This is a genomic window from Algibacter mikhailovii, from assembly GCF_014651495.1.
Classification (GTDB): Bacteria; Bacteroidota; Bacteroidia; order Flavobacteriales; family Flavobacteriaceae; genus Algibacter_E; species Algibacter_E mikhailovii.
In genome coordinates, this window is record NZ_BMWZ01000002.1 from 531,220 (window position 1) to 546,009 (window position 14,790).

Annotated in this window: 16 protein-coding genes; 11 read left to right on the forward strand and 5 right to left on the reverse strand. The window is 34.1% G+C overall.

The genetic code is table 11. The features are described from left to right. Nucleotides 1–90 precede the first annotated feature (90 nt). Nucleotides 91–1,032 carry a S66 peptidase family protein gene (locus IE051_RS05695; RefSeq protein WP_229796737.1) on the forward strand — a complete coding sequence of 314 codons (942 nt, stop codon included), beginning with the start codon at nt 91–93 and terminating at the stop codon, nt 1,030–1,032. 75 nt (nt 1,033–1,107) lie between these two features. On the opposite strand, the gene IE051_RS05700 is transcribed toward IE051_RS05695, so the two are convergent. Beyond that, nucleotides 1,108–1,860: a TerB family tellurite resistance protein gene (locus IE051_RS05700; protein ID WP_189359808.1), complete on the reverse strand. Its 753-nt coding sequence runs from the start codon at nt 1,858–1,860 to the stop codon at nt 1,108–1,110. 120 nt (nt 1,861–1,980) lie between these two features. Between IE051_RS05700 and IE051_RS05705 the strand changes: the two genes are divergently transcribed. From IE051_RS05705 to IE051_RS05730, 6 genes are all read left to right on the forward strand, one after another. Beyond that, entirely contained in the window at nt 1,981–2,391 is a 411-nt protein-coding gene (locus tag IE051_RS05705; protein WP_189359809.1) for a BrxA/BrxB family bacilliredoxin, read from the forward strand. 92 nt (nt 2,392–2,483) lie between these two features. Continuing rightward, the gene (locus IE051_RS05710) at nt 2,484–2,879 is read left to right on the forward strand and encodes a hypothetical protein (protein ID WP_189359810.1); all 396 of its coding nucleotides are present in this window, start codon (nt 2,484–2,486) and stop codon (nt 2,877–2,879) included. Between the two features lie 27 nt (nt 2,880–2,906). After that, on the forward strand, nt 2,907–3,644 hold the full coding sequence (locus tag IE051_RS05715) for a lysophospholipid acyltransferase family protein (RefSeq protein WP_189359811.1): 738 nt from the start codon (nt 2,907–2,909) through the stop codon (nt 3,642–3,644). Nucleotides 3,645–3,655: 11 nt separating this feature from the next. Further along, nucleotides 3,656–4,651, forward strand: coding sequence for an acyl-ACP desaturase (locus IE051_RS05720; RefSeq protein WP_189359812.1), 996 nt, complete (start codon nt 3,656–3,658; stop codon nt 4,649–4,651). A 1-nt stretch (nt 4,652) separates the two neighbouring features. Further along, nucleotides 4,653–4,991, forward strand: a complete 339-nt coding sequence (locus IE051_RS05725) for an avidin-fold protein (protein ID WP_229796738.1) — start codon at nt 4,653–4,655, stop codon at nt 4,989–4,991. 4 nt (nt 4,992–4,995) lie between these two features. Beyond that, on the forward strand, nt 4,996–5,649 hold the full coding sequence (locus IE051_RS05730) for an HD domain-containing protein (RefSeq protein WP_189359813.1): 654 nt from the start codon (nt 4,996–4,998) through the stop codon (nt 5,647–5,649). Between the two features lie 140 nt (nt 5,650–5,789). On the opposite strand, the gene IE051_RS05735 is transcribed toward IE051_RS05730, so the two are convergent. Continuing rightward, nucleotides 5,790–6,662 carry an AraC family transcriptional regulator gene (locus tag IE051_RS05735; protein WP_189359814.1) on the reverse strand — a complete coding sequence of 291 codons (873 nt, stop codon included), beginning with the start codon at nt 6,660–6,662 and terminating at the stop codon, nt 5,790–5,792. Between the two features lie 201 nt (nt 6,663–6,863). Here IE051_RS05735 and IE051_RS05740 point away from each other — a divergent pair, with 201 nt between their 5' ends. The 4 genes from IE051_RS05740 (at nt 6,864) to IE051_RS05755 (ending at nt 11,628) form a co-directional block, all read left to right on the forward strand. Then, on the forward strand, nt 6,864–7,457 hold the full coding sequence (locus IE051_RS05740; RefSeq protein WP_189359815.1) for a hypothetical protein: 594 nt from the start codon (nt 6,864–6,866) through the stop codon (nt 7,455–7,457). Between the two features lie 684 nt (nt 7,458–8,141). Beyond that, on the forward strand, nt 8,142–8,744 hold the full coding sequence (locus IE051_RS05745; RefSeq protein ID WP_189359816.1) for a hypothetical protein: 603 nt from the start codon (nt 8,142–8,144) through the stop codon (nt 8,742–8,744). A gap of 243 nt (nt 8,745–8,987) precedes the next feature. Beyond that, the gene (locus IE051_RS05750) at nt 8,988–10,043 is read left to right on the forward strand and encodes a hypothetical protein (RefSeq protein WP_189359817.1); all 1,056 of its coding nucleotides are present in this window, start codon (nt 8,988–8,990) and stop codon (nt 10,041–10,043) included. A gap of 301 nt (nt 10,044–10,344) precedes the next feature. Beyond that, on the forward strand, nt 10,345–11,628 hold the full coding sequence (locus IE051_RS05755) for a bile acid:sodium symporter family protein (RefSeq protein WP_229796739.1): 1,284 nt from the start codon (nt 10,345–10,347) through the stop codon (nt 11,626–11,628). A 175-nt stretch (nt 11,629–11,803) separates the two neighbouring features. Here IE051_RS05755 and IE051_RS05760 read toward each other — a convergent pair whose 3' ends face one another. From IE051_RS05760 to IE051_RS05770, 3 genes are all read right to left on the reverse strand, one after another. Next, entirely contained in the window at nt 11,804–12,586 is a 783-nt protein-coding gene (locus IE051_RS05760; RefSeq protein ID WP_189359818.1) for an enoyl-CoA hydratase/isomerase family protein, read from the reverse strand. Nucleotides 12,587–12,589: 3 nt separating this feature from the next. Further along, entirely contained in the window at nt 12,590–14,047 is a 1,458-nt protein-coding gene (locus IE051_RS05765; protein ID WP_189359819.1) for a sensor histidine kinase, read from the reverse strand. A gap of 194 nt (nt 14,048–14,241) precedes the next feature. Next, nucleotides 14,242–14,790 carry a CopD family protein gene (locus IE051_RS05770; RefSeq protein ID WP_189359820.1) on the reverse strand — a complete coding sequence of 183 codons (549 nt, stop codon included), beginning with the start codon at nt 14,788–14,790 and terminating at the stop codon, nt 14,242–14,244.

The window sequence follows — 14,790 nt, forward strand, 5'->3', positions numbered from 1 at the left end:
TACATTTACAATATGTGGAAAACCCTACGAAAAACCGGATTGTTTTGCCTGTTATTATGCTTTATAATAAATAAGCATGACGCACAAAACATGACTAAAGTCCAAACTCCTAATATTTTGAAACAACCACCATATTTAAAAGCCGGCGATACTGTTGCTATAGTTGCGCCCTCAGGCATATTAAAAAGTAAGCAAGGTGAGATAAACCAAGCTAAAGCGCTATTAAAAAGCTGGGGATTACACCCTATTGTTGGCAAACATGTGTTTAGTCAAGGTAATCACTTTGCAGGAACAGATGACGAACGCTGTGAAGATTTTCAAAAAACACTCGACGACCCGAGCATTAAGGCTATTTGGTGTGCACGAGGCGGATACGGCGCAGTAAGGATTTTAGATAAATTAAATTGGACGCAATTCAAAACTAATCCAAAATGGGTCATTGGATATTCGGACATCACGGGCATTCATAATCAAATTCATAATGAAGGCGTTGAAAGCCTTCACGCCATGATGTGCGTAAATTTAACTAAAGATCTATCGCAAATTAAAACTACGATTTCTACTTTTAAAAACACTGTTTTTGGCAAGCCTCTTTCTTATACGCTTGCCGGCTCAAAGTATAATAAAGAGGGAACAGCCACAGGGCAATTGGTAGGCGGAAACTTATCTATACTTTATAGTATGCTTGGCTCAAAATCAAGTCTTAACACAGACGGAAAAATACTTTTTATTGAAGATATTGGCGAATACAAATACCATATAGACCGTATGCTTCAAAGCCTGAAACGTGCAGGATACTTTGATGCCTGCCAGGGCGTTATTGTGGGAGATATGACCAATCTTAGAAAAAACACAACCCTTTGGGGAAGTTCTATAGTACAGCTTATTTTGGATGCTTTATCAGATTACGACTTTCCGATTGCTTTCAATATGCCGGCTGGTCATGAAGAAGAAAACAAAGCTTTGATTTTAGGGCGAAAGTTAAACCTAACCGTTACCCAGGGTGAAACCAATATAGTTTTTAGCCATTAGACTAATTCATTCTTTTGGATTAATTCAAAATAGACACTACAACATCACACTTTAATAGTATTTAAGCGCTTTAATTTAGAATCCACGTTCCTTTTGAATTTGCTCATAAGCAGCCTGTACTTGTCTAAACTTTTCCTCTGCTCCTTTTTGGTGTTCTTTTCCCAAATGGATTAACTTATCTGGATGATATTTCTTTACCATTTTTCGGTAGGCCTTTTTTATTTCATCAACAGATGCATTTTTATCTACCTCCAAAACTTTATAAGCCGTTTCACTACTATTATAAAACATGGCTTTTATACTATCATAATCCCTATGATTAATTCCTAAATATCCCGAAATTCTATAAATTTCTTTGACCTCATCCTCTGTAACAACCCCGTCAGATTTGGCAATTCCGAATAAGAAATGAAGCAATTGCAAACGTGAGGCATGATCCATCATCTGACGAATCTGCAGGCATACTGGTCGTACAGAAATTTGTTGTTTGTTAATATTCTTAAAAAGCTTAAACGCATGATTAGCGCGCTCTTTACCATACATGCCTGTAAACTGTTGACGCACATAATCTAATTCCCGTTGGTCTTGCTTGCCATCGGCTTTAATAACTATAGAAGCCAAAATGAGTAAACTCACCTCAAAATCACCAGATTGGGTTTGTGGCTTTTGACGTGTGCGCCCACCCCTGTATGGTTCATCACCTTCAAAAATGGCAGTGCCATTTGACATCGAGTCAATAAGACTCCCTATTGCAACACCTATTATTGCCCCAATAGGACCTCCAAAAGACCATCCTAAAGCGCCACCAATCCATTTTGAAAGACTCATATAAGTATAAATTTTGTTTATCGTCAAATATAATATTTGTTAGTTGATTGCATCATGGTTTTGTTACACAATTGGTATCTTTGCAGTCTTAAAAATTGTTAATTATTAAAATTTAAAAATATGTATCCAGCAGAATTAGTAAAACCAATGCGTGAAGACTTAACAAAAGTTGGTTTTGAAGAATTACATACTGCCGAAGCTGTTGATGCAGCCTTAGCCAAAGCAGGTACTACTTTAGTAGTAGTAAACTCTGTTTGTGGTTGCGCAGCTGCAAATGCACGCCCAGGAGCTAGAATGAGTTTAGATAACGCTAAAAAACCTGATAATATAGTAACCGTTTTTGCCGGTGTTGACAGAGAAGCTGTAGATGCTGCTCGTGGTTATATGGTACCATTTCCTCCTAGCTCACCAAGCATGGCATTATTTAAAGACGGTGAATTAGTTCATATGCTTGAGCGTCATCATATTGAAGGACGCCCTGCAGAATTGATTGCTGAAAACTTAATTGATGCCTATAACGCAAATTGCTAAAAGCTTTTGATATTTCAATATTACGCTAAAGTCACAATTTTTATTGTGGCTTTTTTGATATATTAAATCGTTTTTTTAAGTTGTATTCAATAATGAAAAAAGCATTTTCACCAATAATCATAATCCTTTGCCTAAGTTTAATGGCAACACAATGTGATGAAGACCAAGCGTCTTTTACACAAGTAGACGAGCAAAATGAATTACTCCTATTAAAAAAAGAAATAGAAACTTTAGCCAATAGGTCTGTTTGTAATGAGTCAACAGCATGTAAATATATAGGCTTTGGCAGTAAACCATGTGGAGGACCATGGGAATATTTAGTCTATTCCACATCTACTGACACTCAATACCTAGAGGCATTAGTTGCTGATTACAATGAACAAGAGAAAACCTTCAACACCAAGTGGGGTGTTATTTCAGATTGTGCAATTCCAAATCCTCCGGCAAGTTTAAAATGTGAAAATAACATTTGCATTGCCATATATTAAAACTAAGTTTTTTACTAATTTTGGCATATGTTAAAATTTGCATCCTATATTCTAACGCCCATTTATACTATTGCGTTTTTTTTAACCTTGGTCATATTTCATCCCATTCAATGGGTTTGTTTTAATGTCTTTGGATACAAAGCCCATAAAAAAAGCGCCGATTATATGAATATCTGTTTAATGCGCTGCCTTCATATTTTAGGAACACGTTTTACTTTTGAAAACCCTTATGATATTGAAACAGGAAGGCCGTTAATAATAGTAGCTAATCATCAAAGCATGTATGATATTTCGCCTTTATCGGTGTTCTTTAGAGCTTACCATCCTAAATTTATTAGCAAAATAGAATTAGGAAAAGGCATCCCAAGTGTATCTTATAACTTACGCCATGGCGGGGCTGCTTTGATAGACCGCAAAAACCCAAGACAATCCTTACCTGCGCTTATGACGTTTGGAGAATACATTGAAAAAAATAACCGGGCAGCCGTAATATTTCCAGAAGGCACCAGAAGTAAAGATGGTACACCAAAACGGTTTCAAACCAAAGGTCTTGAAATTTTATTTAAAAAAATCCCTTCTGCTTTAGTCGTTCCGGTGACAATTAATAATTCATGGAAAATGATGCGCTATGGCAAATTCCCTTTAGGATTAGGCAATCACCTAAAATTTACTGTGCATAAACCTTTAGAATTAGCTACCTTTGTTGATACGAAAGCACTTATAAATAGTATTGAAACTACTATTACAGAAGAAATAAAACCTTAATACATATAAAGATGTCATTGAAGAATAAGAGATTTGAAGTCATGAAGTTTTTGGAAAAAGACGTTGATGCATTAATGGAAAAATATTTAATACCTATAGATAGCATCTGGCAACCAAGTGATTTTCTTCCAGATTCTGAAGGTACAACGGCAAGCTTTTTTGAGGATGTTACAGAAATAAGAGAATTGGCCAAAGAGCTTCCTTATGATTTTTGGGTTGTTCTTGTTGGTGATATGATTACAGAAGAAGCCTTACCAACTTATGAGTCATGGTTAATGGATGTAGAAGGCGTAGACCAAGTACATGGCCAAAATGGTTGGGCTAAATGGGTACGTCAATGGACTGCAGAAGAAAACAGACATGGTGATGTACTTAACAAATACCTTTACCTTTCTGGTAGAGTAAACATGAAAGAAATTGAAATTACTACGCAGCACTTAATTGCAGATGGTTTTGATATTGGAACAGACAGAGACCCGTATAAAAACTTTGTATACACCAGTTTTCAGGAGTTAGCTACCTATGTATCTCATAATCGTGTAGCAAAAATCGCCAAAGATGTTGGCAACAAACGTTTGTCTAAAATGTGTAAAATTATTGCAGGAGATGAGATGCGTCACCACCACGCTTATTCTGAGTTTGTGGAACGTATTTTTCAAGTAGATCCTAGTCAAATGATGATGGCTTTTCATTATATGATGAAACAGAAAATCACCATGCCAGCACACTTTTTAAGAGAAACAGGCAATCAAATAGGTACCGCTTTTGAAGAGTTTTCTAACACAGCACAACGTATTGGGGTTTATACCTCAACAGATTATGTTGATATTTTACAAAAATTAATTAACCGTTGGGAAATTGATAAAATCACAGGGCTTAATGATGAAGCTGAAAAGGCCAGAGATTACCTCATGAAACTTCCTGCACGAATGTATCGCTTATCTGAACGGATGAAAATTCCAGAAAACTCATTTCAGTTTAAATGGGTAGAACCGGCTATAAAATAATTTGATTCATTATACTAATAAACGATTTAGGCTATTATCTACTTCAGATAATAGCGAAGTTTCTACAGCTATAATATTTAAGTATCAGCAGGAAGGGAATATATTAACCTGTAATTATAGCGGAGAACAAATCCTTTCTGGGCATCTTATTGGTATTATTGACAGTAATGGTCATATTACCATGAGGTACCATCAAATAAATAAGAACAACGAATTAAGGACTGGCACTTGTTATTCCAAACCTGAAATTATGGCCTCAGGAAAAATACGACTTCATGAACATTGGCAATGGACTTCAGGTGACTTCTCTAAGGGCGAGTCTATTCTAGAAGAAATCTAAGCCTATGACATTTGAGAACATCATCAATAAAACAAAACTATTTGTAAAAGAAACCTTAGCTGATGCTGAAGGTGGCCACGATTGGTTTCACACCTTACGTGTTTATAATAATGCTTTACTTATTGCAAAAGATGAAACTGTAGACCCCTTAATTATAGGGTTAGGTGCGCTATTGCATGATATTGCTGACAGCAAATTTCATGATGGAGATGAAATTATAGGTCCAAAAAAAGCTAGGGAGTTTTTATTTAAACTAAATGTAGATTCTAAAGTCATTGAACATGTTGTTCAGATTATTGAAAACATATCTTTTAAAGGAGGCAATGAAACCCAAAAATTTAAATCGGCAGAACTGGATGTTATTCAAGACGCAGATAGGTTAGATGCTATTGGCGCCATAGGCATAGCACGTTGTTTTAATTATGGTGGGTTCAAAAACAGAGGGCTTTATAATCCTGATATAAAACCCAACCTTAATATGAGTAAAGAAGAATACAAAAATTCTAAGGCACCTACCATAAATCATTTCTACGAAAAATTATTGTTACTAAAAGATCGTATGAATACCTCAACCGCCAAAAAAATAGCCCTAGAACGCCATAACTATATGCTAAACTTTCTAGAACAATTTTATGCTGAGTGGCATGGGAAGCTCTAATCCTAAACTGAAATCCCTTATTCTATAGCAAAACCTGTAAAACAGCCCTTTTATACCAAAAAGACAGCAGGCTCTTTCAATTTTGCAACACCCTATATAATAAGGACTGCATTTATTGAGTCATTACTTATAATAACACATTACTGTATCATCATTTTTATTTCTTTACGATAACCAGATGCTGTTTTGCCCGTTATATCATTAAAAGTCTTATTAAAGTGCGAGAAATTGTTAAACCCGCACTCAAAACAAACATCGGTCACACTCATATCACTTTCAGTTAATAACTTCGTGGCATGTACTACGCGATATTCATTAACCACCTGTGTAAATGTTTTTCCCGTTGATTTTTTAAAATATCTACAAAAAGCAGGAACCGTCATACTTACTTTATCAGCAATTTCATCTAAAGGGATATGATGCTCAAAGTTTTCTCGAACATATTTAAAAATTGTTCCAATTTTTGCACTGTCCTGAGCTTCTGTTTCAAAGGCAAATCCATCAGCATTTAACAATATATAATCATCTGTCTTTGCCAAATGATTTAAAATTTCCAAAAACTTAAGCACACGTTTTAATCCTTTATGTTCAAGTAGTTTTTCAATTTTAAGTCCTATCTTCTTCTTAGTTTCTATTTTAAAGCGTATTCCTTTTTTAGCGCGTTCAAATAGAGCTACTATATTAGCCATCTCAGGTACACTAAGAAAATCTTGTCCCAAAAAATCTGCCTTAAACTGTATAATTGTTTCTGTGCCGTTTGCTGTAAGCCTATCCGAAAAACCATTATGCGGTAAATTAGACCCAATTAATATTAATTGGCTATTATTAAAATAAGATAAGTGATTTCCAATATGTGTCTTTCCTTGACCTTTATTTACATAAACAAGTTCAAGTTCTGGATGAAAATGCCAAAAGGCGTTATTTTTATCCACGCTTTCTCCATGCTGCTTTACAAGTAATGAACTACCAAAACTTGGAGTAAGCTTTTCTAAAGTAGGTTTCTTTTTAATCATGAGCGCACTTTTCTGGCAAATTTAAAACTTATTATGCATACATTATATATTTTTTTACCCCTATTATATGCTATTTTAACATCACGTATACTTAACAATCATTTAACAGTTAAAATAGCATACAAAGTAGCCAAAATTGATGTTTTCCATGACTTAGAAGCCCTATATCTTTGTACCGTTGAACGTTAATAACAACAAATTATGAAAAACGTATTTAAAAAGACAACAAAAGGAATTCTAATGGTAGCTCTACTAGCTACGGTTTCGGGATTCGCAGATGAAGCAAAAATTTTAGTAGATAAAGGATCTAAAAAAACGGCTTTAATCTTAAACGACGTGAAAAAAGGTAATCAGATTTCTATAAAAGACGAAAATGGAATAATTCTATATTCTGAATTAGTAGAAACTACGGGAACTTATAAAAAAGGATTTGATTTAGAAGCATTACCTGATGGCAACTACTTCTTTTTAGTTGAAAAAGACCTAGAGTATAACACTATTCCTTTTTCAGTAGAAGGTAGCAAGGTTGTTTTTAATAAAGAAAAAGAAGCTAAATTCTTTAAGCCTTTTACAAGAAAAGAAAATGATATGGTGTATATCACCAAGTTTTCTCCTAAAAATGAAACAGTAAGCATTAGTATTTATGCAGATCATAATAATGGTTTACAATTAAGACACACTGAAAAAATTGTAGATGAACAAGTTCTGGAACGTGCTTATAAATTAGAAAAAGGAAATTACAAAATCGTCATAAACTCTAATAACAAAGAGTATACAACATTCATTAATAATTAGTTTAATGTCTTATTTAGTTTAGTTTAGTTGGTAAAGTGGGCTGTGGTGGCCCACTTTCATTTTTTACAACATTCTCAAAACCATTTTATTTCAAATATTTCTTTTCTTTTAACAGAACATGCTTAATCTATTAGTAAGGATTACCAATAGATAATATCTTCCCAAAAAGCATCTGTAAAAATAAAGATTTAGTTTACTGCACAACGAACTCCCTTAACCAAAAAATCACAAGGTGATTATTCAGCATCTATTACCAGAGAAAATTAGAATCTTCTGATCAAACCAAAAATTCTCTCGCTTGAAAGCACACAAAAAAATTAGAGAAGCAAGGCGGCCAAACTTTATTCAAATAACGAAGCTATTATATATTGCATTACCATTTTATGTATTACTTTATATTTAGTTGCATACAAATTGAGCGGTCATTGACTCCCTTTTTTTTAAATACCACCCTTACAGCGATACTTTTATAATACGTAAAATATCCTAACTAATGACTTCAAAAAAATCCGGTGTTTCTACAACAATATACTCCGTTAACCACATTATATCCTATATTAACTCAAGACAAAACCAGCTCCATCTTAAGGGGTAAAATTCCATATAAATATATCAATATCAATGTTTTACTAACAAAACATCCATTATATATTTGTAGTGTTGAACGTTATAAAATACCAAATCATGAAAAACGTAATTACAAACACCAAAAAAGGATTCTTAATGGTAACAATGTTTGCTACCTTGTTAAGTTTCGCCAATGAAGCGCCGTTTTATTTTATTAAAAACAACGCTAAAAGAACCTCTATTTCTTTAAACAATGTTAAAGAAGGAAACCTATTATCTATTAAAGATATTAACGGAGTGGTACTATTTAAAGAGTCGATACAGAAATCAGGAATTTATACTAAGGGATTTGATTTAACAACCCTTCCCGATGGTCAATATTTATTTGAACTTGAAAAAGATGTTGAAATCAAAACGATTCCATTTTCTGTGAAGTCAGCAGAGGTTATCTTTAATAAAACCGCTGAAACCACGGTTTTCAAGCCTTATTTAAGAGCCGAAAAGGATATGCTATATGTTAATATGCTAGCCTTAAATCAAGAACCGCTAATTGTAGAAATTTACTTTACTGATAACAGTAATTATAAATTGATGCACACGGAAAAAATTATGGATAAACAAACAATTCATAAAGCTTTTAAATTATCCGGATTACACAAAGGAAGCTACAAGGTCATTTGTTATACACATGGCAAAAAATTTGTTAAAACTTTTAATTAAAACTAGTTCCTTAATTTAGTTTAGTTGTGAAAGGTGAGTCTTAATGGCTCACCTTTTGCATTTACTGATGTTCACAAGCTGGCCTATTAAAAGCAAGACATCAAATCAAACATGATCAATCTTGATACTCTAACCAATAAACTTATCTTTTCATATGCACAAAAATTTAGCGCGTTAATTATGTTCCAATAAAAAAATTTATATTTATGACATAGTATTATTAAAAAGTTGTTTTTTGAACATATGAATGATATCTTAAAATTAATCGTACTCCTTATCTTTTTATTTACTTTACCATTTTCTAGTCTTGCTCAGACAACCGATACCACAAACACTAGAGGCCCTTACAAATACAAACTTCCCATCCTAGGGAAGAAAGCTTATGAAAAGGGATACAACTTCCCACTTCCTCATGGTGTCCTATTAGGAACCCTATATAACAAACAGGGTATAATACTTAAGGATTTTGAAATGGCTATTGCAGATCCGGATACTCCAGATAAAGAATTATCTTATTTTGACCTTGAAGGCATCTTAGATTTTGGACCTTCTGAAGGCCGCATCAACACCCTGAATGTTAGATTTGATACCTGGATTCTACCATTTTTATCTGTCTCTGGAATATTGGGTCGTGTATGGGGTGAACAAACGATTAGTTTTAGTATTGTAGGCAGTGACCTAATAGAGAGCATCACTGACATTGAAGGTCAATATTATGGTGTTAATTTATTAGGGATTGTGCCCTTAGGACCGGTAAATATAGCTGGGGATTACTCTTGGACTTGGACAACAAATAAACGATTAGACAAACCCGTACTTGTTAAAGTTGGCGGTATTCGGGTAATTAAGCAGATCAAAACAAAGACCCCTCATAAATATTTTGCCTTTTGGGCAGGTGCCCAATCGCAGAAACTCACAAGTCAAACCTCTGGAAACATTGCTTTTGATGAAGCCCTAGGTATTACTGAAGAGGATAAAGAAAACTTAGACAATCATTGGGATATGGTCTTAAATGATGAAGTTGTTGTAAAACAATCACCTATTACAGGTAGAGATTTATACTGGAGTGATTTAACCCCATTTGAACAACAGCTTAGACAGGGTGCCTATGATTTGGTTAGAGGAGCTGTTGACAGTAATGTTTTTTATAAATTTAACAAGCAATTACAGTACGATTGGAATATGCTTTTAGGTGCAAATTTCCAATTTAATAAGCGATGGGGCCTAAAAGCAGAATATGGATTCCTTAAAGAAAAGCAATCCTTGATGATTTCTTTAGATTATAGATTTGGTATTTAGTTTAATGGTTTATTTAATGGACTTGAATTTCTCTTTTTAAATCCATAAAAAAAAAACAACTATACAAAGTGTATTTCCTTGATAGTTAAACTTTTCAATTTTAAAAAACAACATGGCTGATTACAGAATACAAACTGTTCTAAACCTTGCCTTAAACTTATATTCTAACTAGTATCAGTCAACCTGACATTCAATGCGGCTGTTGCTTTTAGAACAGCAAGTACTTATGCGTAAGAAAGTTAACTAAAATTAATTCTCAAGTTCTGATAATAATAATTTTATAAATTAGTCCGAAATAAACATGAATAAAACGACGTCCAAGAACAACACAGGTTATCTATTTTTAACCCTTAGTGCAATGGCTTTTATTGCCTTTTTAGGTATGTATAATTCAGATCAAAGTACATTAACTGGGTTATTTCTAATTATTGGTTTTGTTTCTCTTTCCATTGCGGTAAGGTGGTTTCCATTATTTAAAGGCTTTTCATATTCTCTGTTAATTTTTTCTGCTGTTTGCGTATCTATGTATTTTCCAGAATATTTTTTAGGTATTGGTAACTTTAAATTTAGTTTACTAATTGTGCCTTTACTCCAAATAATCATGTTTGGAATGGGATCTCAAATGAGTTTAAATGATTTTGTTGGCGTTATAAAAATGCCCAAAGGAGTGATTGCAGGTGTCATTTGTCAATTTACCATTATGCCCATTATCGGTATTACCGTTGCTAAACTTTTTAATTTTCCACCTGAAATTGGAGCTGGAATTGTTTTAGTAGGATCATGCCCTAGTGGAATGGCTTCAAATGTGATGGCATTTCTTGCTAAAGCCAATTTAGCATTATCCGTTACCCTAACAGCATTTGCAACACTACTTTCCCCTATTATGACACCCCTTTTAATGCAAACCTTTGCTGGAGAATTGATAGAAATTGATTTCTGGGACATGATGCTTGGAATATTTAATATGGTAATCCTACCTATTTGCGCTGGTCTTATTTTTAATCTATTTCTTAATGGGAACAAAAGTCGCAAATCAATTATTATTGAAATAGCGGCTTATGTATCGATAATATTTCTAAAAAACCTATTACAGTCAACTTCTGAAGGCATTTCCCAAACCCAGATAGTATCAACTATTATAAAGGACTTGCTAATCTTTGGCCTACTGCCAGTAATTGCTGCATATGCCTTTAAACTTACTGCGAACGGAAGAAAGGATAAGCTAGAAAAAATTCTTTCTTTTATTTCCATGCTAGCCATCGGAATTATTATAACCGTTATTACTGCTGCCGGCAGAGACAGCCTATTAGAAGTGGGACTATTACTTATAATTGCCTGTCTAATTCAGAACATGTTTGGATATTCGCTTGGGTATTTCATTGCTAAATTATTACGTCTAAAGGAAAAAGACTGCAGAACTATAGCACTAGAAGTAGGGATGCAAAACGGCGGACTGGCATCTGGACTAGCTATACAAATGGGGAAAATTGCTACTGTTGGACTTGCTCCGGCCATTTTTGGTCCAATGATGAATATTACCGGTTCCTCTCTGGCTACCTGGTGGCGCAGTAAATCAACGGAATAAATCATATAAAACCATTGACTGGAACATCCATTTCCTTCTTTAACTTAGGAATGTGACCGTGCACTCAGGCCAAAATCATGAGCATTAATATTTCCAATCCTGACTAGAATTAATAAGGTATTTAAATTAATCAACGGTAAGATTACATGGAAACCAAACCAACTGCGGTAAAACATCAGCTACCTGGAAAATCAGCTTTTCTTTTTGCTAAAAACGCTGTGGTTCCTTCCTTAAAATCATCGGTCCCAAAGCAATTTCCAAACTCCTGAATTTCCACATCAAAACCATTAACTCCATTGTCAAAACTTGAATTAACGGCTTTTATAGCAGCACTGATAGCCACTAATGAATTACCTCCTATTTTCATCGCAATTTTTTCGCAAGTAGGGAGCAGGGCTTCTTGCTCCACCACATGATTTACCAATCCATAATCACATGCTGTTTTAGCATCTATCATACCCGCTGTCATAATCATCTCCATTGCTCGCCCCTTACCTACTAATTGTGGTAAGCGTTGCGTTCCACCATAACCAGGGATAAGACCTAAAGACACTTCTGGAAGTCCTAATTTAGCATTATCACTTGCTAATCTAAAATGGCAAGCCATAGCCAATTCAAGTCCGCCTCCAAGGGCAAAACCATTTACTGCAGCAATAACGGGAGTCGAAAGGTTTGCTACAAAATCAAATAAATCTGCCTGGCCTTTTGCAGCTAGATCTATACCCTCACCAACCTCAAAATCTGCAAATTCACTAATGTCTGCACCTGCTACAAAAGCTTTTTCTCCGCTTCCTGTAATAATTATAACTTTCGTATCGTCATCGGCATTAGCGGCATCAAAGGCTTCATGCAATTCATGAATAGTTTCCTTATTTAAGGCATTTAATTTTTTAGGACGGTCAATGGTAATTATAGTAATCCCATTGTTTTGTTCTAGGTGCAGATTATTGTATGTCATGATTTACTCTTTTGGAAATGTCACTTTAAATATTGTCCCTTTATTTTTTTCTGAAACAAAGGAAATACCGCCTTTATAGGTTTCTAATATGTTTTTAACCATAGCTAAACCAAGCCCCATACCACTTGATTTTGTCGTAAACTTAGGCTCAAATACTTTGTCTTTATTCTCTTCAGACACCCCTGAGCCATTATCTGATACCGTAATAATCACATCACCTTTATCTTGACCAACATGAATCTCTATTTTTGGTGTTTGGTTATCTGGAATGGACTGAATGCCATTTTTAACCAAATTTGTAACTACCCTTATAAGTTGCGTTCTATCAAATTTAGCTATAATTTCCTCAGCATCAGCTGAAAAAATAATGTAATCTTCATTAAAAATATCTAAAGCCAATTTCACTATTTTCACCACATTAAGTGTTTCATTTTGCTGTGCAGGCATTTTTGCAAAATTTGAGAATGCTGAGGCAATAGAACTCATAGTATCTATTTGCTGAATTAAGGTCTTGGTATATTCATCAACTTTCAAATGAATATTTTCATCCTCAGGATTAAACTTACGTTGAAAATTTTGCACCGTCAATCGCATAGGGGTTAACGGGTTTTTAATCTCATGTGCCACTTGTTTTGCCATTTCTCGCCAAGCCTGCTCACGCTCACTTTTCGCCAATTGCACTGCACTTTCTTCAAGCTCATCAATCATACTATTATAGGAGTTCACTAAGGTAGAAATCTCTTCACTTGTATCATTAACCTCAATCTTTTCATTTAAACGCTCTAAACGCGTGGCATTAATTTTATCACTAATCGTTTTTAAAGATTTTGTAATATATTTTGAAAGCAAAAAAGCAATCCCAATAGCCATAAGCAACACCAACATGAACGCATAACCAATTCGGGTTAAGAATTCTTGAAGTTCTTTATCTAGAAAATCATCTTTTTCTAAATACGGTATATTTAGGATGGCTAAAGATTTAGATTTTTGATCTGTAATAAAAGTATACGAAGATTGAAACGTTTCGCCATTCTCTTTGTGCTTATCTACATATCTATGCATTGCGGTATTTGAAATAGCATTTAAAACCGCAGCATCCAAACATGTATCAGCATAATTATTTTGAAACCCAGCTTTAGAGGTAATAAGCAGATTACCTTCTAAATCATACAAATTAATTTGAAGCTTATGAATGTCGGCTATATTATAAATTTCTTCTTTGAAAATATAGGGGATGTTTTCTGTTTTAACTTCCCAAGTATTTTGCCTACCATTTAAAACCCGCATTAAATGGGTTTGAATATTCTCTTCTTTACGCTCTAAACGGCCCCTGTGATAATCTGCACTTTGTTCTTTATATTGATAAATAGCGACTGCCGAAATAAGTACAGATCCGAATATAACCAAAAGAATCATGGCAATAAATATGCGTGTACGTAAGGATAAAGTTTTTAGTTTCAATAGCTATTTTTTTGAAATTTTAATCGACACTAAATATAACAATAATCACACCAAACACATTAGTGCAAAAAGATAAAGTAAAACTTAGTCTTTACTGTCTTGCCATTTACTGCAATGCTGAAATACTTGATTGCCTTTTTAAAAAACTTCTAATTACCGAAAAGCTGGAGTCAAAAAAAACGAACACATTAGGTTTAGGCGTCCGGATGCTTATCTCTGAAATTTTTATACATCTTAAAACCTAACATGATTAATAATCCCAGTACAAAAATGCCAACGATACCCCAAATCCAATTGATGGCACTCTTTAGAATGACTAAAAATATCACGGCAAACAAAATAAAAGTAGCACCTTCATTCCATATACGCATGAAACTGGAGGTTTTCCGAACATCATCTCTTTGTAACTGTTTGTAGTATTTATGGGTTATTAAGTGGTAGATAAATAACAAGAGGATGAAACCAATTTTCACCTGCATCCAATCCATATAAATAAGGGTAGGATTCAAATAGAACAAAACCAAACCAAATAATAATGCTAAAATTGATGATGGCCATGTAATGATAAACCATAAGCGTTTTGCCATTAACTTAAGCTGTTTGCCTAGTATTTCTTTTTCTGGAGACGGCTTATCAAAAGCTTCAATTTGATACACAAACAACCTAGGAATGTAAAACAACCCGGCAAACCATGTGATAACAAAAATTAAATGAAAGGCCTTAAAATAGAAGTAGTAGTCCAT

Excerpts from the sequence above, each read along its gene's own strand:
- IE051_RS05695 (WP_229796737.1), top strand. The coding sequence starts at position 91 with ATGACTAAAGTCCAAACTCCTAATATTTTGAAACAACCACCATATTTA.
- IE051_RS05700 (WP_189359808.1), bottom strand. The coding sequence starts at position 1,860 with ATGAGTCTTTCAAAATGGATTGGTGGCGCTTTAGGATGGTCTTTTGGA.
- IE051_RS05705 (WP_189359809.1), top strand. The coding sequence starts at position 1,981 with ATGTATCCAGCAGAATTAGTAAAACCAATGCGTGAAGACTTAACAAAA.
- IE051_RS05710 (WP_189359810.1), top strand. The coding sequence starts at position 2,484 with ATGAAAAAAGCATTTTCACCAATAATCATAATCCTTTGCCTAAGTTTA.
- IE051_RS05715 (WP_189359811.1), top strand. The coding sequence starts at position 2,907 with ATGTTAAAATTTGCATCCTATATTCTAACGCCCATTTATACTATTGCG.
- IE051_RS05720 (WP_189359812.1), top strand. The coding sequence starts at position 3,656 with ATGTCATTGAAGAATAAGAGATTTGAAGTCATGAAGTTTTTGGAAAAA.
- IE051_RS05730 (WP_189359813.1), top strand. The coding sequence starts at position 4,996 with ATGACATTTGAGAACATCATCAATAAAACAAAACTATTTGTAAAAGAA.
- IE051_RS05735 (WP_189359814.1), bottom strand. The coding sequence starts at position 6,662 with ATGATTAAAAAGAAACCTACTTTAGAAAAGCTTACTCCAAGTTTTGGT.
- IE051_RS05740 (WP_189359815.1), top strand. The coding sequence starts at position 6,864 with ATGAAAAACGTATTTAAAAAGACAACAAAAGGAATTCTAATGGTAGCT.
- IE051_RS05745 (WP_189359816.1), top strand. The coding sequence starts at position 8,142 with ATGAAAAACGTAATTACAAACACCAAAAAAGGATTCTTAATGGTAACA.
- IE051_RS05750 (WP_189359817.1), top strand. The coding sequence starts at position 8,988 with ATGAATGATATCTTAAAATTAATCGTACTCCTTATCTTTTTATTTACT.
- IE051_RS05755 (WP_229796739.1), top strand. The coding sequence starts at position 10,345 with ATGAATAAAACGACGTCCAAGAACAACACAGGTTATCTATTTTTAACC.
- IE051_RS05760 (WP_189359818.1), bottom strand. The coding sequence starts at position 12,586 with ATGACATACAATAATCTGCACCTAGAACAAAACAATGGGATTACTATA.
- IE051_RS05770 (WP_189359820.1), bottom strand. The coding sequence starts at position 14,790 with ATGGACTACTACTTCTATTTTAAGGCCTTTCATTTAATTTTTGTTATC.